This is a genomic window from Tenacibaculum aquaeponti (genome assembly GCF_057221555.1).
In genome coordinates, this window is sequence record NZ_CM170147.1 from 708,720 (window position 1) to 735,507 (window position 26,788).

Genomic DNA, 26,788 nt, shown 5'->3' on the forward strand with positions numbered 1-26,788 from the left:
TCTTTTTTTATTTAGTTATTGAAGTTTCAGTGGCATAATTTTCACATTGATGTAATGTTTCTAAAACATCCTCTAATGTTGTTCTAGGATTTATTAAACACATTCGTAAGACAACTTGTTTATTTAAAACAGTAGTTACAAAAACTGCCTCCCTAGAATCCATTACTTTCTTAGAAATTTCTTGATTAATTCTATCAATTTCTTCTTCAGAATACTTTTTGTCAATCGGATTATATCTAAAATTAATTACAGCTAAAGTAGCAGGAGAAACAACTTCCCATACCCTACTCTTTCTTAAATAATCTTCTACTTTTTCTGTTAAATCAATATTATATGTAATTGCTTTTCTAAATGCTTCTAATCCATAAGTTTTAATAGACATATAGAATTTCAAAGCGCGTAAACGTCTAGTTAACTGAACTCCATAATCATAAAAATTAATTTCAGATTCGTTACCTTCAATATCTCTTAAGTACTCAGGTTTTTCACTAAAAGTACTGCTTAACCAAGAAGCATCTTTTACTAATAAACAACCAATTTCATATGGCTGAAAAAACCATTTATGAGGATCTACTGTAAGAGAATCTGCTCTTTCTATTCCTCTTAACATACTTTTTCCTTTTTTTGATAAAATAGCTGCACCACCATAAGCTCCGTCAACATGCATCCAAATATTTTCAGCTTCACAGATATCTGCAATTTCATCTAAAGGGTCTACTGTTCCAGTATTAGTAGTTCCTGCATTAGCTATAAAACAAAAAGGTTGCAAACCTTCTAACTTGTCTTTTGCTATAGCATTTTTTAATTTATTAACACCTAATCTGAATTCAAAATCAGTAGGGATAATACGAATTTGTTCCTTTTTAAATCCTAGTACTCGAATTGCTTTAATATTAGAAGAATGTGCTTGATCTGAAAGATAAATAACTGCTTTAGAAAAATCATCTCCACATTTTTGCCTCCTCGCTGTTACTAATGCTGTTAAATTAGCCATAGAACCACCGCTTGTAAAAATCCCGCCACCTTTTTTGACAGGGAAATCATACATTTTCAACAACCAATTAATAGTTACTATTTCTAATTCTGCAGCTGCTGACGACACCAACCATCCTCCAGAAAAAATATTGAATCCAGTTGCCAGAGAATCAGACATTGTACTAATAAAATTACTTGGCCCAGGTACAAATGAATAAAACTTAGGATGTGATGCAATAGTACTATTAGGTACCACATTCTGCATTACGAAATCTAATATTTCATTAGCATCTGTTGGGTATTCTGGAGCTTCTTGTAAAAATATAGCATCTAATTCTTTACGATTCTTAAATTCTGGAACAGGTTTTTTTTGATTCATCTTGTCCCAATGTTCAGCTATTAAATCAACTATTTTATATCCATAAGACTTCATATCTTCTAAAGATAGATCGAAGTAATTTTCCATGTTTTTTATTTAATTTATTACAAAATTATACTTCTTTTAACGAATACAAATAGTATTTCAAACTAATTTTATAACATCATTTAGAAATTTGGCATATTCTTTTCTTTATTTTTGTGCATTAAATTGAAAAATTTTGAAGAGAATACTTCTTTTTATTTTAATAATAACTTCATTACAAATTTGTTCTCAAAATAAGAGAATAAGAATACTTTCATCTAAAATTTCAACATTTGATGAAAAAAGATGGCCTGGAGCAACAATATTAATTGGTAATGTTAAAGTAGCTCATGAAGGAGCAACTTTAGATTGTAAACGCGCACTCTTATATAGAGAGCAAAATATTTTTAAAGCTATTGGTGAAGTAGTTATTGAACAAGGAGATAGTATTATCCAATATTCAGATTTTGCAAACTACGATGCAAACACTAAAATTGCAAAATCATGGGGTAATGTGGAAGTTAACGACAAAGAAATGAAGTTAACTACTGACACCTTATATTTTGACAGAACAAATCAAAAATTATTTTACCCAGCAAAAGGAACTATAAAGGATAAAAAAAACACTTTAAAAAGTGATAGAGGAACGTATTATTTAGAAGAAAAAAAGTTTTCCGCAAAAACTCAAGTAAATGTTGTTAACCCTGATAATGAACTAAATTCAGATCATTTAGATTATTACACAAATACAAACTTAGCTTATGTTTACGGGCCATCAACAATCTTTAACTTTAAAGATAGTACTAAAGTTTATGCTGAAAAAGGTTTTTTCGATACCAATACAGATATTTCATACTTTGTAAAAAACGCAAAACTCTTTTTAAAAGACAGAACTGTAGCTGCTGATAGTTTATATTACGATAAAAGAAAAGGGTTTGCATCAGCTAATAATCGAATTAAGGTAATTGACACTGTTCAAAAAATGGTTATAAAGGGAAATTATGCCGAAATTTTTGAATTAAAAGATTCTATGTTTATTATAAAGAAACCTGTAGCAATTTCTATCATGGAAAAAGATTCTCTTTACATTCATGGTGATACAATTTTAGTTACTGGAAAAAAAGACAACAGAATTGTTAGAACATACCATCATGTGAAAATTTTTAAATCAAATTTACAAGGTAAATGTGATTCCATTCATTCAAATCAAGCTACAGGATTAACACGAATGTTTAAAAACCCTGTTTTATGGTCTGGTAAAAGTCAAATTACAGGAGATAGTATTCAATTTACAACTCATAAAGAAACAAATAAGTTAGATTCTTTACGTGTTTTAAAAAATGCGTTTGTGATAGAAAATGATTCTTTAGATCCTAAAAACTTCAATCAAATAAAAGGAAGAGATATCTTTGGAAAATTTGAAAATAATAACCTAAAAGTTCTTTTAGTAAAAGGAAATGCAGAATCTTTATATTATAATAGAAACGAAGAAACTTTAAAGTTAGAAACAGTTACTAAAGAAATAGCTAGTGATATAGAGTTTTTATTAGAAAATAATGAAGTTATTCAAACGAAATACTTCAAAAAATCAGAGGGAAAAACTTATCCTCCATCTGATTTCCCTAGTGATAAGGCAAAATTTACTGGTTTTATATGGAGGGAGGATGAACAACCTAAGGTAATGGAAGATATTTTTAAAAAAGAAACTCAAAAAGTAAAACCAAAAACTAAAGTAAATTCTGCCTTACAAAAAGCTAAAAAACAACTTTTCAAAGAAAATAAAAAGCGTGATCTACAACAATTAAAGGAAGAAGAGGAATGAAAAAAGATTTTTTAAAATATCAAGGGCAAACTACACCTCACCCTCTAAGCATAGAAATATCTCACGCATCTGGAAGCTATATATATAGTAACGACAATAAAACTTATTTAGATTTTGTTGCTGGTGTTTCTGCTAATAGTTTAGGTCACAATAATCTTATTGTAAACAATGCTATAAAAGAACAAATAGATCAATATACACATGTTATGGTCTATGGAGAATTTATTCAAAAACCTCAATTAGAACTTTGCAAAGCTTTAGCAAATACATTACCTGAAGATTTATCCTGCGTATACTTAGTGAATTCTGGTACAGAAGCAACAGAAGGTGCTTTAAAATTAGCAAAACGTTACACAGGCAGAACAGAAATTATTGCTGCAAATAATGCTTATCATGGAAATACTGCTGGAGCTATGAGTGTTTGTGGAGCTGAAGAGCAAAATAGAGCTTTTAGACCCTTAATTCCTGGTAGTAAGTTTATACAATTCAATAATGAAGATGACCTGAAAAAAATTACTTCCAAAACTGCTGGTGTAATTTTAGAAACTATTCAGGGTGGTGCTGGTTTTATAACCCCAAAAAATAACTTCTTAACTAAAGTAAAAAAACGTTGTAAAGAAGTTGGGGCATTATTAATTCTAGATGAAATACAAACAGGAATTGGAAGAACCGGTAAATTTTGGGGATTCGAAAATTACAATGTTACTCCTGATATTATAATTACAGGGAAAGGTCTTGGAGGCGGAATGCCAATAGGAGCTTTTATTTCTTCTAAAGAGATTATGGATTGTTTAAAAGATAATCCAAAATTAGGCCATATTACAACTTTTGGCGGACACCCTGTAATTGCAGCAGCAGGTTTAGCAACTGTAAACGAAATTATATCAAAAGCTTTAGCCAAAGAGGCTATTAGAAAAGAACAATTGTTTCGTAAACATTTAAAACACTCTTTAATTAAAGAAATCAGGGGAAAAGGGTTAATGTTAGCTTTAATTGTTAACACTCCTGAAATTGCAAATACAATTGTTTTAAATGCTTTAGAAAATGGTTTAATTTTATTTTGGCTTTTGTATGAAAAAAGAGCTGTGAGAATTACTCCTCCACTCACAATTTCTGAAGAAGAAATTATTAAAGGCTGTCAAATTTTAACAGAAATTTTAGACAATATAAAAATGTCCTCAACGTTAAATTAATACTTTATAGTTGATTGGGGATTTTATTAACTATTGAAATCGGTTGAGAAGTTTTTCTTGGCCGATTTTTTTTATTACAAACAAACCTGCTTTTAATCCCCTTTTTCAATCTCTTAAGGCAAAAAACTAAAAGTCAATCTATTTTAAAATTATTTTTAGTAAACAAACTAATATAATCATGGCTTTCAAAAAAAATAAATTCGAAATAACACTTTTCTTAATCTTTACAATTTTTATTTATGTTGGATGTAAAAAATCTAAACCTTTAGACATCGATATATCTTATAAACTACCTATAGATGTTCCAATAAATGCATCACAAGAAGAATTAGCCAAATTTGCATGGCAAGAATTTTTTGCTTTAAATTGGAAATCTTCATGGGAAAAAGATAATTTAAGAACAAAACCAGATACTAAATGGAATTACAAAACCGATAACGGAGATAATTTTTTAAGTGTATGGGAAACTTATATTCATAGATCAGAATTAAGACCAGCTAATGGTAAAAGAACAAAAGATCTTAGCAAAGGGAAACCTTATTATACTTTTGTTGACTCTACAACTGTAAATACAATGAACCCTATTGAACTTAATAAATATTGGAATCTACTAGACGAAGACAATGAAATTGGTTCTGCTTATGTATTTGCTCATAAAAATAAATTTGAAGTACTTTACGCTGCTAAAACTAACTTAATTGAATATAATTATCTTAAAAAGTATTTCCCTACAGATTCTGAATTATATAAAGCAGTTGACAAAAGTACTGATAGCACCTCTTTTAGAAAACGTTTAAAAGAATTAAGCTTAAAACAAATGTGTGATTCCGATCTAAACAGTATAGATGGATATGTATGTTTACCTTGCTCTAAAGATTCTCAAAATGAAGGAGCTATAGAAATAAAGCTTGCCTTTAGGGAATTAGATCCTTTAAAAGATGATGTTTCTAGGTATATTGTAAAAGAAGTAGTTTACTTCAAAGAATCTGTTGTGAACAATCAAAAATATTCTAATGCATTTACAAAACAGTTTGCTCTTATTGGTATGCATATTATTAGAAAAACAAAAAACCATCCAACATTCATTTTTGCTTCTTGGGAACAAATTGATGAAAGAAATAAAAATACTCAAACTATAGGAATAGACGCAGTATCTGTTAACGGTAAAGAATATACTGATGTCGATCCACACAGATTAAATCCTGTTATTGAAAGAGTAATTCCTGAAACAATTCAAAAGATTAATAAAAATGTACATAATAAATTAATTAAGAATAATAATAAATCAAAATGGCAATATTATCAATTAATTGGTGTACAAGGAAAACCAATAGACTATAAAGATAGAAATAGTGATAATAATTACTTTATGGCTAATTATGTAATTGAGTCTGATCTTAAATTAACCAACTTTCATGGTTCTTTTGGAGATCCTTTTAATACGAAAATAAAAAACATAATTTCTAATGGAAAGGAATTTAATATGGGAGGTTGTATGGGGTGCCATGGTCAAGGACAAACGACATTCGGAACTGATTTTAGTTTTTTATTAGATAGTGGTGCTGGAAAACCTGTAATTAGACCAGATTCTTATCAAACATATCAAGAAGCTATTACGGAAGCTCAAAAAAATGAAATTGAAGAAATTATAAAAGAACTTGAAAAACAGTAAAAACATTATTTATAAAAGTTAACCTGAAATTTTTAGAAATTTCATGCAAAAGCTATAGATAATTATGAATTTAATTACATTTTTATAATCGATTAAGAAATTTTCTTAGTCGATTTATTTACATATGTTAAACAATACGTTGTAAAACCAAGCAAATCAAGCAAAAACATTTTTTGCCTGAACAAGTTAATTTGTTTAATTTGGAACACACAAATTTAGGTTTATATGTCGATTGAAATTACGCGTTTATTTGACTTTCCATATTACCAATTGGAAAAGTACGATCTTGAAAAATCACTAACTACAAAATATAACGGAAAATGGGAATCCGTTTCTACAAAAGAATACATTGATAAAGCTAATGCGATTAGTCGTGGACTTTTAAGATTAGGGGTAAAACCTAATGATAAAATAGCTATTATTTCTACAAATAACTGTACAGAATGGAATATTTGTGATATTGGTATTTTACAAACTGGAGCTCAAAATGTTCCTATTTATCCTACAATTTCTAAAGAAGATTATGAATATGTTTTAAATCATTCAGAATCTACATATTGTTTTGCTTCAGACGAAATGATTATAGAAAAACTAAATCAAATTAAAGGAAATACAAAATTAAAAGGAGTATTTACTTTTAATCAAATTGCAGGTGAAAAAAACTGGACTGAAGTTTTAGATTTAGGAAAAGATGAAAGTAATCAACAAGAAGTTGAAGATAGAAAAGCAAATGTAAAACCAGAAGATTTAGCTACGCTAATTTATACTTCAGGTACTACTGGTAGACCTAAAGGTGTAATGCTTTCTCATAACAATATTGTATCTAATGTTTTATCTAGTTCATTACGTGTTCCTGTTGATCAAGGTCAAGGTAAAAGTTTAAGCTTCTTACCTGTTTGCCATATCTTCGAACGTATGATATTGTATTTATATCAATACTGTGGTATTTCAATCACTTTTGCAGAATCTATTGAGAAGTTAAGTGAAAATGCTCAAGAAGTAAAACCTAATGTGATGACTGCTGTTCCGAGACTTTATGAAAAAATTTATGATAAAATTTATGCTAAAGGAACTGAATTGTCTGGTATTAAAAAAGCTTTATTTTTCTGGGCAATTGACCTTGGTTTAAAATACGAACCATACGGAGCAAACGGTTGGTGGTATGAAAAACAATTAGGAATAGCTAGAAAACTAATATTCTCAAAATGGCAAGCTGCTTTAGGAGGTGAACTAAAAATAATGGTTTCTGGTAGTGCAGCTTTACAACCAAGATTAGCTAGAGTATTTGCAGCTGCAGGAATGCCTGTCATGGAAGGTTATGGTTTAACTGAAACTTCTCCTGTTATTTCTGTGAATGATGAAAGAAATGGTGGATTTAAAATTGGGACTGTAGGTCGTTTGATAGAAGGAGTTGAAGTTAAAATTTCAGAAGAAGATGAAATTTTAGTTAAAGGGCCTAACGTAATGATGGGATATTATAAAGATCCTGAAAAAACAGCTCAAGTTTTAAAAAACGGTTATTTCCACACTGGAGATAAAGGAAAAATAGAAAATGGATTTTTAAGTATTACTGGTAGAATTAAAGAAATGTTTAAAACTTCTGGTGGTAAATATGTTATTCCTACACTTATAGAAGATAAATTAAAACAATCTCGTTTTATTGAACAAGTGATGGTAGTTGGCGAAGGAGAAAAAATGCCAACAGCTTTAATTCAACCAAATTTTGACTTTATTAAAGAATGGGCTAATCGTAATAATATTAACTCTTCTTCAGAAAAAGATTTAGTTGCTAACGAAAAGGTTATCGCTAGGATTCAAGAAGAAGTAGATGATTGTAATTGTAACTTTGGAAAATGGGAGCGTATTAAACGCTTTGAATTAACCCCAGAACAATGGACAATCGATGGAGGCCATTTAACCCCTACAATGAAAATGAAACGTAAAGTCATTAAAGAAATTTATAAAGATCTTTATGAAAAAATGTACGATAGATCTTAAAATTAAAAAACCTTTGAATTTAAATTCAAAGGTTTTTTTGTACAAAATTTTAATTTAACTATTTGTCAACTTAAAATAAGTTTTATTCAATAAATTGTATACTAAAAGGATAATTCGGAGCTTCATTATTTGTTGCTTTAATAGCATTTATAATCGGGAAAATAAAATAAAATATTCCCAAAAGAATAAATCCTAAAATTCCTAATCCAAAAAACAAAATCAAAGGAATACATAATAATGCATATATAAACATCGATATTCTAAAGTTTAAAATAGCTTTGCCGTGTTCATCCATCCCTTCTACTTCATCTTTTTTAACCATCCAAATAATTAAAGGAGCAACAAAACCTCCGATAACAGTAACTAAATCTAATAATTGACTTAAATGTGTAATTGCTAATAATTCTTTATTTCTTTGCATTTTTTGTTGTTGTTTACACTTATTAGACGTAAGGTTTATCGTTTTGTTACAAAAAAATAAAATGATTATTTGTAATTTATAAATAAACTGACATCAAACAGAATTCGTTATAGTTTTCCTTCATAAATTCCTATTTATAAGAGTAATGAGATTCCGAAATAAATTTTTAATAATGCAGAAACTATATTTCTAAGAAATCTTAAAACTAAAATTGTATTGAACTGTAGTATATTTGCATAAAAAATACGTTTTGCAAACACTAATTAACGATACAATTGTTGCCTTAGCTACTCCTTCTGGAGTTGGAGCTATTTCTGTAATTCGACTTTCTGGTGAAAAGTCTATTGAAATTGTAAATCAATTTTTTACTTCAGTTAAAAAAAACAAATCGTTATTAGATCAAAAAACACATACGATTCATTTAGGTCATATCACCAATAAGGGAAAGATTGTAGATGAAGTTTTGGTTTCTGTTTTTAAAAACCCAAACTCGTATACTGGTGAAAATGTAGTAGAAATTTCTTGTCATGGTTCTGTATTCATTCAACAAGAAATTTTACAACTATTTTTAAGTAACGGATGTAGAATGGCCGATAATGGTGAATTTACCATGCGTGCTTTTTTGAATGGTAAAATGGATTTAAGTCAGGCTGAAGCTGTGGCAGATGTGATTGCTTCTAATTCTGAAGCTTCGCATCAAATGGCTATCCAGCAAATGCGTGGTGGAATTACCAATGAATTGAAAGATTTACGTGGGCAGTTACTTGATTTTGCAGCTTTAATTGAATTAGAATTAGATTTTTCTGGTGAAGATGTTGAGTTTGCAGACCGCACGAAATTCCGAGAATTGGTGACTAAAATCACATCAGTTTTAAAACGTTTAATTGATAGCTTTGCTTTTGGAAATGCCATGAAAAATGGAATTCCGGTTGCAATTATTGGTGAGCCAAACGTAGGAAAATCTACACTTTTAAATGCTTTATTAAACGAAGAGAAAGCAATTGTTTCTGATATTGCTGGTACTACAAGAGATGCTATTGAAGATGAAATGATTATTGATGGTGTGGCTTTTCGTTTTATTGATACTGCTGGAATTCGTGAAACTGAAGATATAGTTGAAAGTATTGGTATACAAAAAGCGTACGAAAAGGCGGATAAAGCTCAGCTCGTTATCTTTTTAGTAAACGCAGAGGAGGCTATCATTAAATCCTCTAAATTACTTTCTGAAATCACTAAAGTTAAAGATCGTTTTTCACATAAACGTGTACTAACTATTGCTAATAAGATTGATAATATTTCGGAAGATAAACTATCAGAATTGAATTATTTACTTCCTGATGCTCTGCTGTTATCTGCAAAACAAAAAATAGGTGTAGATTCTTTAAAAAGTGAATTGACTTCTTTAGTGAATACTGGAGCTTTAAGTAATAATGAAACTATTGTGACAAATTCTCGTCATTTTGAGGCTTTAAATAATGCTTTAGAGAGTATTCAATCTGTTGATAATGGAATAGAAATAGGAATTTCTTCTGATTTATTTGCTATTGATATTCGAGAATGTTTACGTCACTTAGGAAATATAACAGGTGAATATGACGTAGATAAAGATATTTTAGGTCATATTTTCTCTAATTTCTGTATCGGTAAATAGATTTTCTTTCTTTTAGTTATACTTTACTTTTTCTTTAAAAAAGAATTAAACATAATAAATCAAATATTAAGTTTAATTCTTTCTTATCTATAAGTAGAATAAAAATTGACCAGTATTTAAAACTTATTTTTTATTAAAAAGTTTAGTTTATTACTTTAAGTTCCTTACCTACTTTTACAAAAGCTTCGACTGCTTTATCTATATGAGCTTTTGTATGTGCTGCTGATAACTGCACTCGTATTCTTGCTTTTTCTTTAGGCACAACTGGATAGAAAAAACCTATTACATAAATACCTTCATCTAACAATTTACTCGCCATAATTTGTGATAACTTTGCATCATATAACATTACTGGAACAATTGCTGCATCGGCACCAACTAAATCAAAACCAGCTGTTTCCATTTTTGTTCTAAAGTAATTTGTGTTTTCTTCTAATTTATCTCTTAACGAAGTATCATTTTCAAGTATTTCAAAAACTTTTAAAGATGCTCCTACTATTGCTGGTGCTAATGAGTTAGAGAATAAATACGGTCTTGAACGTTGACGTAACATATCAATAATCTCTTTTCTTCCTGTAGTAAACCCTCCCATAGCTCCACCTAAAGCTTTTCCGAGAGTTCCTGTAATGATATCTACACGTCCTAGTACATCTTTTAGTTCTATTGTACCACGTCCTGTTTTTCCTATAAAACCAGAAGCATGACATTCATCAATCATTACTAATGCATCGTACTTGTCTGCTAAATCACAAATTTTATCCAACTCAGCAACTACACCATCCATAGAAAATACACCATCTGTAACAATAATTTTAAAACGATGATTTTGTTTATTAGCTTCAATAAGTTTAACTTCTAAATCTGCCATATCATTATTAGCATATCTATAACGAGCAGCTTTACATAATCTAACTCCATCAATAATTGATGCATGATTTAGAGAATCTGAAATAATAGCATCCTCTTTGGTTAATAAAGGCTCAAAAACACCACCATTAGCATCAAATGCTGCTGCGTATAAAATAGTATCTTCACAATGAAAAAACTCTGCAATTTTATCTTCTAATTGCTTGTGTATATCTTGTGTACCGCAAATGAATCGTACTGAAGACATTCCGAAACCGTGAGTGTCTAAAGTGTCTTTTGCTGCTTGTATAACTTCTTTATTATTTGATAAACCTAAATAATTATTCGCACAAAAATTTATAACTTCTTCTCCTGTAGACACTTTAATTACCGCATCTTGCGAAGTTGTAATAATACGTTCTTCTTTATACAAACCATCATTTTTAATAGTTTGTAATTCATCTTGTAAATATTTTTTAATATTTCCGTACATTTTCTACAGTTTATATTGTTAATGAATGATAGTGTACTTTTAATTTTTCTATCATAATTTGAGACATCGAATCTAAATCGAACTTAGGCTTCCAGTTCCAATCATTTCTAGCATTACTATCATCTATACTCCCTGGCCATGAGCTTGCAATGTGTTGTCTAAAATCTGGTTTATAGCTTATTGTAAAATCAGGATATATTTTTTTTATAGAGTTAAATATTTGCTCTGGTGTAAAACTCATTCCTGCAAGGTTATACGATGTTCTAATTTTAATGTTTTCTGAAGGTGCATCCATAAGCTCTATTGTAGCACGTATAGCATCATCCATAAATATCATAGGAAGCTCTGTAGATTCATTTATAAAACACTCAAAACTTTCTTCTTTTACTGCTTTATGATAAATATCTACAGCATAATCTGTAGTACCTCCACCTGGTAAAGATTGATAACCAATAACTCCAGGATATCTTAATGAACGTACATCTAAACCATATTTTTTAAAGTAATAATTCGCCCAATTTTCGCCAGCACCTTTGCTAATACCATAAACTGTTGTTGGCGTAAGGTTTGAAAATTGTGGAGTATTATTGCTCTCTACATTAGGACCAAAAACTGCAATTGAACTTGGAAAGAATACTTTTTTTATATTATGAAGTCTAGAGGCTTCTAATACATTAAAAAGTGTTTTCATATTAATATTCCAAGTTTGTAAAGGTGCTTTTTCTCCGTTAGCTGATAATATGGCTGCTAGGTGGTATATTTGAGTTATTTTATTTTCAGAAATTAAATCTACTATAGCATCATAATCTGTTGCATCAAGTGTTTCAAAACGTCCTGTAAATTCTGAGTTTTCACGTAAATCTGTCGCGATTACATTATCAACACCCCACTTCTCTTGAAGACTATCAGTTAACACAGACCCTAACTGACCACTAGCTCCTGTTATTAATATTTTTTCTCTAATCATTTTTAAAAATTATACAAATACAAAATTAGAACATTAAAACCTAAAACAGACTAATAATTCGATAAACAACAAAAACTAAGTTGTTTATTTTGTATTTTATCATTTTTAAAGAATAAAAATCTGAAATAAAATTGTTTTAATTATATTAGCAGGAAAAAATCATATAAAATTATGGATCTAATTGATGAAGTTGATTTAAAAATATTAAGGATTTTACAAAAAAATTCTAAAACAACAAATAAGGAAATTGCAAATAAGTTAAACCTGACACCTTCGCCTATACATGAAAGAATTAAACGTTTGGAGAATAAAGGATATATAAAAAAATATGTAGCAATTTTAGATAAAGTACTTTTAAATAAACCCATTACTGCAATATGCATGGTCTCATTAAGATATCATGATGAAGGTTTTATTGATAAATTTGACAAACAAATAAAAGAGTTAAAAGAAGTACAAGAATGTTATCACATGGCTGGTAAAGTCGATTTTTTTTTAAAAATAAATTTAGAAACTCTAAATGCTTACCATGAATTTGTAAGACTTAAATTATCTAAAATAGAAAATATTGGTGTTTTAGAGAGTTATTTTGTTCTTAAAGAAATTGTTTCTACAACAGAATATTCATTTTAAAGAAACTAACTTCAGATATTAATTACATCTATACTTTATTTTTTATTTTAATTAAATAAAAGAAAACAAAATCTTACACCATTACTCCACCTCAAAATACTACAAATACTAATTTTAATTACGATCTCACTTTCTGTATTGGGAAGTAAATTGTTTTTTTAATCACCTTATAAAAAAACATAGATATATTATTCAAAAAAAGGAACTTAGAGTTCCTTTTTTTATTTAAATTTTTATCCTTTAAATTAAGGATATTAAACATTTTATTAAACTATATCGTGATTTAGCAAACAAACTTAAAAAGTTCTTTTTCTAAATTAAACACATATTTTTTTAGAGACTATTTATTCCTTTACTTTAAAAACTTTTCTAAGAATATCATCCATTAAACACCATTTACTAAATGATGATTGTAGTAGATTCATCCCTACAAATGCAGTAAGCCATAACCAATTTTTATTCACTTTTACTGCTAGAACTAAACTAACTAATATAAATATACCTGCTATTGCTCTAATGATTTGTTCTCTCTTCATTTTACTTATAATTTTTACGTTCTATTAAATAATATACTAATGGAACAACTAATAATGTTAATATTGTAGCTGTAATTGTTCCTCCCATTAAAGAAATAGCTAATCCTTGAAAAATAGGATCAAAAAGTATAACGAAAGCCCCAATTACTACTGTTCCTGCTGTTAAAAGAATAGGTGTTGTTCTTACAGCTCCAGCTTCAATTACTGCTTGTTTCAAAGGAATTCCTTGATCTAATCGTAGATTAACAAAATCTATAAGTAATACTGAATTTCTTACCATTATTCCAGCTAAAGCTATCATTCCAATAAAAGAAGTTGCAGTAAAATAAGCATCCATCATCCAATGCCCTAAAATTATCCCTACCATAGATAAAGGGATCGCAACCATCATAACTATAGGTGCTTTAAAATTTTGAAACCATCCAACAATAAGCATATAAATAAGTATAATAGCTCCTAAAAAAGCTGAACCTAAGTCTTTAAAAACTTCTAAAGTAATCTGCCATTCACCATCCCATTTAACGGTATAATCTTCTTCAAGATCTGGTTGATTCATATACAATTCATTCAATTTGTAACCACTTGGCAATTTAATCTCCTCTAATTTATCTCCCATTCCTAAAATTGCGTAGGCAGGACTCTCTAATTCTCCAGCCATGTCTGCCATTACATATACAACACGCTTTTGATTTTTTCTATAAATACTTTTATGGCTTGTATTTTCTTTAATTTCAACTAAATCGCTAATTGAAATCATTTTACCGTTTTTTGATTTTATTTTTAAAAGTGATATATCATGAATTGAAGACTTTTCTTTTTCATCTAACACTAAGGATATTCCAACTTGATTTAAAGCTGTTTCATCAAATAAATTAGAAATTGAATTGTTAGATAAAGCCATATTCATTGTATATACAATTTCTTGAGGAGCTATTCCAAATAACATTGCTTTTTCCTTGTCAATTACAAATTCATATTCTGTTTGATTATCTTCTACCATCCAATCAATATCTACAACATCATTTGTATTCTTTAATATATTTTGAATACTACTTGCTATCTCAATTTGTTTCTCATAATTCGGGCCATAAATTTCTGCAACTATTGTTGACAAAACTGGTGGTCCAGGAGGAACTTCAACTAATTTTATATTAGCTTTAAATTTATTTCCAATAGATTGAATATCTGATCTCATTGACTTTGCTATTCCATGGCTTTGGATTGATCTTTCATGTTTATCCTTTAAATTTACCTGAATATCAGCCATATTACTTCCTCCTCGTAAATCGTAATGCCTAACTAAACCATTAAAAGTAATTGGTGCAGATGTACCAACATAACTCTGATAGTTTACAACTTCAGGTCTTGTAGACAAATACTGAGAAACCTCTTTTGCAACAACAGCTGTACGTTCTAAAGTTGTACCTTCAGGCATATCTATTACTACTTGAAATTCATTTTTATTATCAAACGGTAACATTTTTACAGCTACAGATTTTGTAAAAAACATAGACATTGAGCCTAATAAAAATAGAATTGTTGTTCCTAAAAACAACCAGCGTTTAGTTTTATTTTCAATTAATGGACGTTCTAGTTTTTCATACAGTTTATAAATCAATGTGTGTTGCATCGCTTTGGTTTCATCTTCTTCAAATACTTCTATATTTTTATTCTTTTCTTTTAAAAAGATATAACCTAAGTAAGGAGTAATTGTTAATGCCACAAATAATGATAAAATCATAGCTATAGAAGCTCCTATTGGCATTGGACTCATATATGGGCCCATTAATCCAGAAACAAAAGCCATTGGTAATACAGAAGCTATTACAGTAAATGTAGCTAATATTGTAGGGTTTCCTACTTCGTTTATAGCATAAATTGCAGCTTCTTTAAACGGTAAACGTTTCATTTTAAAATGCCTATGCATATTTTCTGCAATAATTATACTATCATCAACAACAATACCTGTAACGAAAACTAAAGCAAATAAAGTTATTCTGTTTAAAGTATAATCAAGCATATAATAACTTAATAATGTTAATGCAAAAGTAATTGGCACAGACAAAAAAACTACTAAACCACCACGCCAACCCATTGCTAACATTACTACTAAGGTAACGGCTATAATTGCTCCTATAAGATGCATTAATAATTCTGATACTTTTTGAGAAGCAGTTTCACCATAGTTTCTTGTAATCTCTACATGAACATCATCTGGAATTAAGCTTTTTCGTAAATGTTGTACTTTATTTAAAATAACATCTGCAATTTTCATTGCATCTGCTCCTTTACGTTTAGCTACAGAAATAGTTACTGCTGGATATTCTGATTTATATTTTAAAGATTTTTCACTTGCTTTACCAAATCCAAAGTTCACATAATTCTTAGGGATTTCTGCACCATCTATTATATTAGCTATTTGTTTTAAATATATTGGTTGGTTTTGTTGTACTCCAACAACTAAATTCTTTACATCTTCAACTGATTTTAAAAAGCTACCTGTGCTAACTAAAAATTCCGTATCATTTTTATCATAACTACCCGAATTCATTTGCTGATTATTAGCAATAATCATTTTTGAAATTGATAAAAAATCTAAGTCACTAGAAGCTAGCTTATCTTTATCTAATACAACTCTTATTTCTCTATTTCTACCTCCTATTTTATGAGTAATTGCAACATCTTTTACTTTTTCAATTTCATCTGTAAGTTCTTGTGCTATTTGTTTTAATTGATAATCATCATAATTTTCACTCCATAAAGTTAATCCTAGCATTGGAACATCATCAATAGCACGTGTTTTTACTAAAGGCATAGTTACACCTTTTGGCATTTGATCCATATGCTTATTAATTTCATTATATAATTTCACATAAGAACGTTCAATATCTTCACCTACATAAAATTGAACTATAACCATTGCTTTTTCTTTCATAGAAGTAGAATATACATACTCTACTCCTTTTATATTTGATAGTAATTTTTCTAATGGTTTTACTACTCTAGACTCAACTTCAGCAGGACTAGCACCTGGATAACCTACAAATATATCTGCCATAGCAACATCTATTTGAGGCTCTTCTTCTCTTGGAATTAAAAATGAACTATATACTCCAATTATCATAAACACTATCATTAATAAAATAGTGAGTTTAGATCCTATAAAACCTTTAGCTATTCTTCCTGCTAAACCATCTTTCATAATCTTAACTTTTAAAGTTTATTGAATTGAAATTTTTGCTCCGTTATATAATTTTTCTTCAGAAGAAATAATATAACTTTCGTTTACAGATAACCCCGATAAAACTTCTACCTGATTTCCATAAGTTCTTCCTAGTCTTAACCAACGTAAAAGTGCTTTACTTCCTGTGCTTACCGTATAAATCCCTTTTAATTGCCCTCGTTTCACAATAGCTTCTTCTGGAATTAAAATCATTGCAGTACTATCTGATTTTTCAACAGGAAATTGAACGGATACAAACATTCCTGATAAAATATTTATATCTGTTTTTTCTAAATTAATTTTAACTAAATATTGACCACCTGTATTTTTTGCAGATGTACTAACTTCTGATACTTTCCCCTTTATTGTTTTATTTAATGTTTTTACTAATACATTAACAGTAATTCCTTTTTCTATTTTAGAAATTTCAGACTCAGGAACCATTGTTATTACCTCAAAATTTCCTTTGCCTTCTAGAGAAATTAAAGGTTTTCCAGGATTTGCCATCGTTCCCTTTTTAATAAATTTATTTGTAATAACTCCAGAGAATGGAGCTTTAATATTCGAATATGAAAACTGAGCATTTATCTCATTTTTTATTTGTTTTACAGCTTCTAGATCTGCTTTTGCAATATTATAATACGATGTAATATCATCAAACTCCTTTTGAGATACACTCTTTTGTTCTAATAATATTTTAAATCGTTTATAATCTTTTTCTGCATTTTTATACCCAGTTTCAGCCTTTAAAATATTAGCGTTAATTTGTGCTTGTTTAGCTAATAAATCAGTATTATTTATCGTTAAAAGTAGTTGTCCTTTTTCTACTTTATCTCCGACATTTACATATATTTTGTTCACAAACCCCATTATTCTAGTGCTTAATTCTGCACTATTTTCTGCTTGAATTTTTCCACTTGTTGTTATATAAGGAGTATTGGAATTTCCTGACACTTTGCTAATTTTAACAATAATTGGTAAAGTTTTATCTTCAACAGATTTCGTTTCACCTTTACCACAACTTATTAATAAAATAGATGTAAATATTAATATATTATATATAGTTTTCATAAAACTGATTATTCTTTAGTTAAAAATTCTAAATATGATTTTGTATAATTGTATTGATATACAGTTTGATAATATTCTAATTGTTTCTTTGCATATAATGCTTCAGCAACTAATAAATCGGTTGTTTTTTCTAATCCTTCTTTAAAACGATTATTTCGTATTCTTAATACTTCTTTAGATTGTTCTAATGCTAGTTTTGTAAGTATTAGTTGTTCATTAACATCACTTAATACTCTTTTTGTTTTATTCAATTCTAATTCACTTTCGGCTTTGTATTTCTGATATTCTAATTGAGATTTTTCATACTTTGCTTTACTATTTTGAGTTTTTGCAAATCTTTTTGAACCTTTAAAAATATCCCAACTTAATTGTAGTCCAATAATATAGCCGCTAGCATCAATATTAAAGAGGCTATCATCATAAAACTCATAACTTCCAAAAGCATTTAATCGAGGTAAAAAACTCATTTTATTTGCTTTATGTATTTTATTGTATGCTTCAGAAGCTAACTCCATTGCTTTAACATCTGAACGGTTATTTGAAACAAAATATTTTTTAGATTCGTTTAATTTAATTACCACTAAACTATCTGAAGGCTTGTAAATTACCTCTTGATTTTTATTCATTAAAAAAGATAAATAATCTGAAACATTTTTAATATTACTTTTTGCAGTTTGCAATTGATTTTTCACCTCTAAAACTCTAACTTCAATTGCTAAAACATCTGCTTTTTGTATATAACCTTGTTTAAAAGTATTTTCTGCTAATTGTAAATTTGCTTTAGCTGTTTCTAATGCTTTTTCTAAAACTGATACTCCTTTATAAGCTAATTGTAATTGCATGTAAATCTTTTCTACTTCAAACAATAAATACTCTTGAGTTCGTTGTGTTTGAAAACTTACTGCATCCATTTTAGATTTAGCAGCTTTTCGTTGATAAACTCCATCAATATTTATAAGTGGTTGTTGAATTTCAATTTTAGTGGCAAAATTCTGAGTCCTGTATGGATTGTTTAATAAAACAGGATTAAAATCGGTTTGAGTTAATATCTCTTGATTTAGTTTAGATCCAAAAGCCATTAAAGGATTTGTTGTTAAAATACCTGTATGACTTGCTGTTATATTTGGTAAAAAAACAGCTTTTGTTTCATTAAACTCTGCTTTAGCTTGTTCAAAATTTTGCTGTGAAATTTTTATAGATCTGTTATTGGTTTTAACTTTATTTAAAACTTCTTTTTTGGTTATATAACTTATTTGCTGTGCAGAAGCAAATGAGTAAAACCCAATTAAAAAAGCACAACCTAATATTTTCTTCATATGTAAAAATTTGAGGTGTAAAATTAGTTTAGTTTTTTTGTATAAAAAGCAACCTTTGTTACATAAAAAAAAGATTTTAAAACTTTTACTATTTTGTTCACTAAATTTCTATTTATTCTTTTTAAATAAAAAAACCACTCAGCAATTGAGTGGTTTGATTGATTTCAAATTATTATATTTTTTTATTTTTTTACAATCTTTCTTATTTCTTTGGATAAATTTGAATGTATTTCTATTAAATAAATTCCTTTTGACAAATTATTCATAGTTACTTTCATATTACGAGTAGAATTTTCATAACTCTTTAATAATCTACCTTTTAAATCATAAATTTTAATCAACTCTAATATTGAATTTCCTTTTATATTAAGCTCATCGAAAACCGGGTTTGGATAAATTTCCACGCCTGTTAAATTAAAATCATTATCTCCTAAAGTAGATACTTTTCTAAAACGTAAATTATCTATAAAAATACTATCTTCTACCTCTGCTACATCTCCTCTATTTCTACCTAAATATTGTAATGAAACTCTTATTTTATTACCAACATAAGCTGATAAATCAATTTCTTTTTGAATCATTTCTTTATCATTATTTGAATAAAAGTTTTCGATTATATTTCCATTTACAACAACTCTAAATATAGATTCTTTTGAGGTATTAATATGTTTTTGAAGTATATCGAAGTTCATAAAAAGAGATTCTAAATCTGTAGCATCAATTTCAAAATTGGCTTTAGAAATATTATTTTGATTTTTCTCCCAACTCATATCTTCATCATCTGTTTTAAACCAACTATCAGCTTCTGCTCCACCAGACATTTTTATCATTCTATTGCCTTCTTTTAAATATAATTCAGAAATTGAATTTTCTGTATGCTCTAAAATGATACTTTTAGGTATTTCTTCTGATTCAAAATCATACACAACTTCCTCATTATTATCTAGTTTAATTGCTAAATCATAAGCACTATCCATTTTAAAAGAATCTACAGAAATTGTATGTACAGGTGATGAAAAGTTAAAATATAATCCAAAAGTATATTGCCCAGAAACCACAGGTGTAAAAGTTGTATTTATAGTATGATAATCATAAAAGCCAAAATTAAAATCTGAAAAATAATTAAGAAAAATATCTAAATCTTCATCTCTATTACTCATTCCTGTTCTAATATCTACACTTTGAAAACTATAATCTCCGGCTTCTTTTCTTATTTTAAAACTAAGATTATAAGTTGTTCCAGCTTCTAAATCTAGCATTGGTGTTTTTAATGACGCTTTAACACCATGGTCATCATAAGTTACATGTAAATAATGTGTATCTTCATCTCCAACTTGATAATCGCTTAAATTAGTATTACTAGAAACCCAAGTTGAATCTCCTGTCATACAATTTGGAAAAACTCCTTGACCATAATTACTCATTGTATTAAAGTTCTCTTCCCATGGTATATCATACACCATACAACTTGTACTCAAAATTTTAGTAGTAACTCGTTCACTATATGAAACTGAATCACATTTTGTTCTTATATAAAACTCATATTTTGTATCTGGGTTTAAACCTGATATTTTATATTCTTTATTATTTGTATTTACCTTGATACCTGTACCTAACTGAAAACCTTCTAATCCATATTCTATTTCAAAAGAGCTATTATCACTTTCCCAACTTAAAGTAATACTATTATCAGAAATTGATTTATTTCTAAAATTAATTGGTTCAAGACAGTCTGGTTTATTATTGTAAGAAAAATCATCTAAATGGATATATGATAAATTATTATTCTGATCGTGCATTATTGCTATATGCTTATCTGTACCAGTATATGTAGAAAAATCTATTAGAAATTCTTTACCAAATACAGGAATTTCGTCTGCCTTAATTTTCACGAAAGGAGTGAAAGTTTTTCTGTCTTTAGGATTAGACATTGTACCAATTACAATACCACTTAAATTATTGTTATTCCCCTCATAATCATTCCTTAACCAGAATTTTATAACTTTATCATTATCTAAATCTGCTAAAAAAGGAGAAGTAATTATCCCAGCTAATTTACCTGAAGATGGATGATGATTTAAATACGCTACATTAGGTTTAGAACTTGGTCTAAAGTAACTTAAATCAGTATTAAAAATCCCTGAAACTCCACTTTCAGAAGGAATCCAACACAACGAACTTAAATCATTACTGTTATATTGATCGAAATTTTCATTAAAAGGAGCTGTTTTTACACAAGTGATTCTAAATAAATATGGCTTACTCCAATTACTATTTTCATTCACAGAATTACAATTAGCTCTTACATAAAATTCATAATCTGTAAAAGTATTTAACCCTTCTAAAACAAAAGGATTTGTAGATGCTATGACTCTATTACCTGTACCAATATTAAAGCCTTTCTCTCCATATTCTATTTCCCAACTTTCTGGCACTTGATTTCTATTATTATCTTTCCATGATAATGTAGCTTTTCCTTCATCTGATTGAAAAGCTTGTAAATTAGTTGGAATTACACACCCTTTTTCAGTGTATTCAAAATCATCTATAAGTAATAATTGTCTTCTATTACTTGCTGCTTGCTTTATTCCTATATATTCATCTGTTAAATTATAATCAGAAAATTCAATTTCAATTTTCACCCATTCATTTTCTCGTTCACTAGCGTTAGTTATAATATGATAAGGTGTAAATGTTTTATAATCATCTGGATCGGATAAGGTACCTATAATAATTTCATTAGGAGAAGCATATGCGCTAGCTTTAACATACAACCAAAAAGAAATTTTCTTATAATTATTAAAATCAATTAACCTTGGTGAAACCAATACTATTTGATCTGAAGCCTCATTTCCATAAGGATGACTTACTTCATTAAAGATTTTCACACAATTAGAACCGGAATTTGGAGTATATGGAATTGGCGCTACATTATCAACAACCAAAGGGCGTGAAATACTATCATCCCAATACGAAGAACCTGTTCCTGTTGGCCATAAACTTGTCCAACACGATTTTAAAAAACCTTCATTTTGATTCTCAAAACTTTCAAAATATCCTACTTCTACTCCTTCGCATTTTGTTGTAAAACTTTGCTTTGTAGACCAATTACTAAATGAAGTTCCACAATTAGCTCTGACATAAAAATCGTATTTAACCTCACTTTGTAAATTATTAATTGTTGTTTGGCTATTATTTGATGTAATTGTAATACCATTTCCTAAAGTAAACCCAGAAACTCCATATTGAATTTCCCAAGAACTTGGACGAGATTCTTCATAAGTTTCCCAAGTTATATCTACTGTATTATATTTCTCTTCTATCACTTTTGGATATAAAGGTTCTGAACAATCTGGTATTTCTTCATAAAGAAAATCATCTATAAAAAATTGACTTCCTCCGAACTCATCTCCATGTCTAATAGCTATATAACTATCAGAACCTGTATAATTATTAAAATATATTGTATGCTCTTTCCATTCTACTTGAGGTCTTCCGTTGGCTATCAATTCGTTCATCTGATCAGGAGCAATTGTTTCAATTAGGTTAAAAGTGCTAATATCATTAGGATCTGACATTGTTCCTACATGAATACTTGACTTATTATAATCTATTCTACTATTTGATATTAGATTAAATTTTAATCTTTTCAAGTTGTTTATATCAGATATTTTTCTTGAAACTAAATAAATATCAGAAGGTTGTCCTGTTCTAGAGTCGCTAAAATTATGAAAATACACAAATTGATTTCCTGTTTTTGCTTTTATTTCATAATCAAAAGAACCTACAAAGGTACCTGTAAACCCAGATCTATATTCTTTTGCTATTCTTATATCTTCTGAATTATTAGCATTTATTACTGTATTCCAACATGGACTTAATTTGTTATCGAAAGTTTCAAATGATTCGAAATAACCAGCTGTTTGTGAAGTACATGCTGAATAAAAGTTTATCTCTTCTGACCAATCAGAATACAAACCATCTACATCACATTTTGCTCTAACTTTTGCTTTATACTCAGTTCCCTCTAATAAATTATTAATAGTAATATTTTCTGATCTAGAAATAATCGTTTTTTTCGTTTGAGGCTTACCTATCTGTTCGTATTCTATTTCCCATTCAATTTCTGTTCCTGTTTTACTCCAATTAAGCTCTACACTACTATCTAATACATTATTTACGATTAACTCATCCGGTTTACTACAAATAACAGATTGGCTATAAGAAAAATCATCAATATAAACTGCTATATTAGGACTATTTTCTTCTGAGACGATAGTAGATCGCATTACTTGAAAAGCTATATACAGATCAGTTTCATTATAATTTTCTAAAAAAACTGCTCTTTTTTCCCATGTACCATTTGGAACTTCACCTTTTATAAAATCTAACATCTTAAAAGTATCCCCATCATCAGGATCACTCATCGTTCCAACTCTTAACGTAGCATTTCCAGGGTAATTATTAATATAAAACTCTATTTTTTTATCTTTTGATAAATCAGAAAACAAAGGTGATACTAAAAGAACTTCCTTTGTATCGTAAGTATTATCATATAATAAGGCTGAATTACCTGTTCCACCTGTTCTATCTAGGTTTGAAAGAACAAAACCTGCATAAGGAACATCTTCTCTAAACTCATAAGCTCTCCAACAATTATCAAGAGTATTTGTATTAAAATCGTAAGTGTAACCAACAGTAAAAGATTCAACACAATTTGTACTGCTTATTCTATTTTGAATATTGTTTTGTGATAAAGAAACTTTTGATAAAATAAAAAATATAAGAAGAAAAAGGGAAAGTTTAATTTTCATGTTTTTTTTGCGCAAAAGTAATTATTCTATTGAATTACACAAAGTTGAAAGCAAACCTTTTTAATGTTATAAAATAGATTCTTAAATAAAAACAATTACAATTAATAAATAATCTGTTTTCTCTATATATCTTTATTCATTTGAATTTAGTCTTATCATTTAAATTTTAGCAGATTTACTACTTTCCCTCTTCTTAAAAAGAAACAGAATTAATGAGTTTTAATAATAAATACATTCTTTTCTTTTTCTTTATTATGAATTTAACCTTTCAAAATAAAAGGGTAAACTGTTTAAAAATGAGTTATTAAACCCCAAAAGATAGAAAACTCTTCAAGAAATAATAGTAACTTTAGTAATTCAATATAAACTATTTAATAAAACTTAAAAAATCAATTGATTATATGGATTTATCTTAAAAATAATAACTTATAAACACACTATTTAGATTAATGATATTGTAACGAATTTTATTTAAACCTTTACGCTTCTTGTTTTAAAGTCTTCGAATATTAATTCTCTCTATATATACTTCACTCATTTAAATACTTTTAAGCAAAAAAACGTGTATAATGAAAAAGTATTATGTTCTTAAATCTTCATAACTGTACTCTGTTTTTTTATTATCAATAATACTAAACATTAAGAACTAAACTATCACAAAGTATATAATCATGGAAAAATTAATAACCATTAACAATCAACACAATTCTTTAGACACACTATTTGAATCTCTTAAAACCATATCTGATTTCGATTGCTCTAAAGAATATGATAGATGGGAAATGAGAACTGAAACTAATGGAGAAATGGCTAAATGTATAGTTCTAAAAAAAAGTAATATGCATGCTATTAAAATTTATTTTATTAGTGACAATACTCTAAAAATAAATCATATAATTCCTAATTCAATTATGAATGCATACTTTGGCAAAAGTCAAAAAGCGAGAAAAGATATAATTGAAATAGTCACTGGAAAAATAAAAGAAATACTACTTGCACCTTCACAACAAAAAGCTTTTAATGAATTGGAAAATGAAATTATTAAAGTAATAGTTTAATTTTAAAATTAAAAAATTATTATGATAGAGTTTTTCAATCAATATTCTATTGTAAAATGGATATTAGTAGGATTTGGAATATTATATTTTTTAGATAAATATGGAATATTTAGTCCAATAGATAATCTTATAAATAAAATTGGAAAGTATCATTTTAAAATGTACAGTCATTTAAACAATCCTAAACTAAAACAGATTATCAGTTATTTCAATACAAAACAATTTAATAATGTCGAACAATCACTAAAAAGTATGTCTCCTAGTTTTCGTTCTTTTGCATTTAAAAGTTTAGGACAATATGGAAATTTAGAAATTAGTGATGAATGGTTACAAAAAGATAATCAAAATGATTTACCAAGAATAATTAAGGCTTATCAATTAATCCATAAAGCTTGGGAAATTAGAGGCAGAGGCACTATAGATACTGTCTCTAATCAAAAACAAATTGCTTTTAAAAAACATTTAAAAAAAGCAGAGTCACTTCTTTTAGAAACCAATAAAAACACCACAGTAAATTCTTTTCATGCAAATAGTGTAGCTTCACTACTTAAAATATATAAAGCTATAGATGTAAATAGAAAAGAAGTTCATCAATTATTTGAAACAGTTGTTCAGGAATTCCCTAATAACACTGAAATTAATTTTAATTACTTTGCTTTTGTATCACCAAAATGGGGAGGTTCTGAAGAGGAATTAAATACTTATTTAAATACATTAAACACTAAATCATCTTTCATCCAAACATTAATTTTAGCACAATATTATTTTGATTTAGTTCATTTATATGATTATGAAGATAATGATAAAAGAATTGAACAATTCATTGAAGAAATTAAAATTGCGAATTTCCATGAAGATGAATTATATCAATACGAATTATATCTACTAGCGTACTGGATTTCAAATAATTTGAAATTAAAAAAATTAGAAAAACATTTCAAAAAAACACTAGAACCTTATTGGGAAGACTAATTTTTTTAACAACACTTTATAAAAAAAGCAACGAAATTAATTTCGTTGCTTTTTGCTTAATGTTATTCTTCGCTATCTTTACTAAGAATTCATTTAAAATACTTTTAGAATTTATAAGTTAATCCTAAAGCAATAGTTGATAAGTTCATGTTAAACACAAAAGTATTTCTAGCTCTTGCTCCATCAATATCATCTTTAGAACTATTAAATCCTAAAGCCCCAACTGAAGCGTTTAAAGCAAAAGAATTTGAAATAAAGTAATTAATACCAGGAGAAACTACGATTCCAAATGTATTAGTATCTGGACTAAAATTATTGTCTTCACTAGTGTTAGCATAAAATACATTTCCTTCTAAAGTAAAAGAAAATCTTTGTGCAGGAGTAAAGAAATAGTTTACTCCAGCTGCAACTCCAAAAGTATCTCTAGAATTAGCAAACCCTGTTACATTAATAATATCCAATGAATTATAACTTAACTCTAACTGTAAAGCTAAATTTTCAGTAATAAAATAACCTGCAGCAGGTGCGATAGTAAAACTCCCTAAACTATCATCAATACCTGAGATTGATGTATTTGTATAACTAACACTACCTGTGATAAAAAAATCTTCTTTTTCAAAGCCTCCAATAGCTTCTTTTTCTTGAGCATTTAAATTTGTGAAACCAATAAAACCAGCTGCTAAAGCAATTAATAGTTTTTTCATAATAATTTGTTTTAATTTTT

Annotated in this window: 18 protein-coding genes; 8 read left to right on the plus strand and 10 right to left on the minus strand. The window is 28.1% G+C overall.

Features of this window, described 5'->3' with window-relative positions:
- Window positions 1-7: 7 nt before the first annotated feature.
- Window positions 8-1,441, minus strand: a complete 1,434-nt coding sequence (locus AC2TEO_RS03240) for a pyridoxal phosphate-dependent decarboxylase family protein (protein WP_442266727.1) — start codon at window positions 1,439-1,441, stop codon at window positions 8-10.
- Window positions 1,442-1,574: 133 nt separating this feature from the next.
- On the opposite strand from AC2TEO_RS03240, the gene AC2TEO_RS03245 reads away from it, so the two are divergent.
- The 4 genes from AC2TEO_RS03245 (at window position 1,575) to AC2TEO_RS03260 (ending at window position 8,063) form a co-directional block, all read left to right on the plus strand.
- On the plus strand, window positions 1,575-3,200 hold the full coding sequence (locus AC2TEO_RS03245) for an OstA-like protein (protein WP_442266728.1): 1,626 nt from the start codon (window positions 1,575-1,577) through the stop codon (window positions 3,198-3,200).
- Window positions 3,197-4,393: an aspartate aminotransferase family protein gene (locus AC2TEO_RS03250; protein ID WP_442266729.1), complete on the plus strand. Its 1,197-nt coding sequence runs from the start codon at window positions 3,197-3,199 to the stop codon at window positions 4,391-4,393. Before AC2TEO_RS03245 ends, AC2TEO_RS03250 begins: the two co-directional genes overlap by 4 nt.
- A gap of 178 nt (window positions 4,394-4,571) precedes the next feature.
- Complete coding sequence (locus AC2TEO_RS03255; RefSeq protein WP_442266730.1) at window positions 4,572-6,065, plus strand: hypothetical protein; 1,494 nt, start codon at window positions 4,572-4,574, stop codon at window positions 6,063-6,065.
- A 225-nt stretch (window positions 6,066-6,290) separates the two neighbouring features.
- Window positions 6,291-8,063 carry an AMP-dependent synthetase/ligase gene (locus AC2TEO_RS03260; protein WP_442266731.1) on the plus strand — a complete coding sequence of 591 codons (1,773 nt, stop codon included), beginning with the start codon at window positions 6,291-6,293 and terminating at the stop codon, window positions 8,061-8,063.
- Window positions 8,064-8,145: 82 nt separating this feature from the next.
- Here the strand turns inward: AC2TEO_RS03260 and AC2TEO_RS03265 are convergent, their stop codons facing one another.
- Window positions 8,146-8,484 carry a DUF4870 domain-containing protein gene (locus AC2TEO_RS03265; protein WP_442266732.1) on the minus strand — a complete coding sequence of 113 codons (339 nt, stop codon included), beginning with the start codon at window positions 8,482-8,484 and terminating at the stop codon, window positions 8,146-8,148.
- 250 nt (window positions 8,485-8,734) lie between these two features.
- Between AC2TEO_RS03265 and mnmE the strand changes: the two genes are divergently transcribed.
- On the plus strand, window positions 8,735-10,135 hold the full coding sequence (gene mnmE / locus AC2TEO_RS03270; RefSeq protein WP_442266733.1) for a tRNA uridine-5-carboxymethylaminomethyl(34) synthesis GTPase MnmE: 1,401 nt from the start codon (window positions 8,735-8,737) through the stop codon (window positions 10,133-10,135).
- Window positions 10,136-10,277: 142 nt separating this feature from the next.
- Here the strand turns inward: mnmE and kbl are convergent, their stop codons facing one another.
- Both kbl and AC2TEO_RS03280 read right to left on the minus strand, forming a co-directional pair.
- Window positions 10,278-11,474: a glycine C-acetyltransferase gene (gene kbl / locus AC2TEO_RS03275; RefSeq protein ID WP_442266734.1), complete on the minus strand. Its 1,197-nt coding sequence runs from the start codon at window positions 11,472-11,474 to the stop codon at window positions 10,278-10,280.
- A gap of 10 nt (window positions 11,475-11,484) precedes the next feature.
- Window positions 11,485-12,441, minus strand: coding sequence for an L-threonine 3-dehydrogenase, SDR-type (locus AC2TEO_RS03280; RefSeq protein ID WP_442266735.1), 957 nt, complete (start codon window positions 12,439-12,441; stop codon window positions 11,485-11,487).
- Window positions 12,442-12,612: 171 nt separating this feature from the next.
- On the opposite strand from AC2TEO_RS03280, the gene AC2TEO_RS03285 reads away from it, so the two are divergent.
- Complete coding sequence (locus tag AC2TEO_RS03285) at window positions 12,613-13,074, plus strand: Lrp/AsnC family transcriptional regulator (protein ID WP_442266736.1); 462 nt, start codon at window positions 12,613-12,615, stop codon at window positions 13,072-13,074.
- Window positions 13,075-13,418: 344 nt separating this feature from the next.
- Here the strand turns inward: AC2TEO_RS03285 and AC2TEO_RS03290 are convergent, their stop codons facing one another.
- The 5 genes from AC2TEO_RS03290 to AC2TEO_RS03310 all read right to left on the minus strand — a co-directional run bounded on the left by AC2TEO_RS03290 (window position 13,419) and on the right by AC2TEO_RS03310 (window position 24,034).
- Window positions 13,419-13,610, minus strand: coding sequence for a YgaP family membrane protein (locus tag AC2TEO_RS03290; RefSeq protein ID WP_442266737.1), 192 nt, complete (start codon window positions 13,608-13,610; stop codon window positions 13,419-13,421).
- A 1-nt stretch (window position 13,611) separates the two neighbouring features.
- Window positions 13,612-16,812, minus strand: a complete 3,201-nt coding sequence (locus AC2TEO_RS03295; protein ID WP_442266738.1) for an efflux RND transporter permease subunit — start codon at window positions 16,810-16,812, stop codon at window positions 13,612-13,614.
- Window positions 16,813-16,830: 18 nt separating this feature from the next.
- Window positions 16,831-17,904 carry an efflux RND transporter periplasmic adaptor subunit gene (locus AC2TEO_RS03300; protein ID WP_442266739.1) on the minus strand — a complete coding sequence of 358 codons (1,074 nt, stop codon included), beginning with the start codon at window positions 17,902-17,904 and terminating at the stop codon, window positions 16,831-16,833.
- Between the two features lie 8 nt (window positions 17,905-17,912).
- Window positions 17,913-19,220 (minus strand): TolC family protein, encoded by a 1,308-nt coding sequence (locus AC2TEO_RS03305; RefSeq protein ID WP_442266740.1) that lies wholly within the window; start codon window positions 19,218-19,220, stop codon window positions 17,913-17,915.
- Between the two features lie 182 nt (window positions 19,221-19,402).
- On the minus strand, window positions 19,403-24,034 hold the full coding sequence (locus AC2TEO_RS03310; RefSeq protein ID WP_442266741.1) for a fibronectin type III domain-containing protein: 4,632 nt from the start codon (window positions 24,032-24,034) through the stop codon (window positions 19,403-19,405).
- A gap of 671 nt (window positions 24,035-24,705) precedes the next feature.
- Between AC2TEO_RS03310 and AC2TEO_RS03315 the strand changes: the two genes are divergently transcribed.
- Both AC2TEO_RS03315 and AC2TEO_RS03320 read left to right on the plus strand, forming a co-directional pair.
- Window positions 24,706-25,092: a hypothetical protein gene (locus tag AC2TEO_RS03315; RefSeq protein ID WP_442266742.1), complete on the plus strand. Its 387-nt coding sequence runs from the start codon at window positions 24,706-24,708 to the stop codon at window positions 25,090-25,092.
- A gap of 21 nt (window positions 25,093-25,113) precedes the next feature.
- Window positions 25,114-26,064 (plus strand): hypothetical protein, encoded by a 951-nt coding sequence (locus AC2TEO_RS03320; RefSeq protein WP_442266743.1) that lies wholly within the window; start codon window positions 25,114-25,116, stop codon window positions 26,062-26,064.
- 104 nt (window positions 26,065-26,168) lie between these two features.
- Here the strand turns inward: AC2TEO_RS03320 and AC2TEO_RS03325 are convergent, their stop codons facing one another.
- The gene (locus AC2TEO_RS03325) at window positions 26,169-26,768 is read right to left on the minus strand and encodes an outer membrane beta-barrel protein (RefSeq protein WP_442266744.1); all 600 of its coding nucleotides are present in this window, start codon (window positions 26,766-26,768) and stop codon (window positions 26,169-26,171) included.
- Window positions 26,769-26,788: the final 20 nt, after the last annotated feature.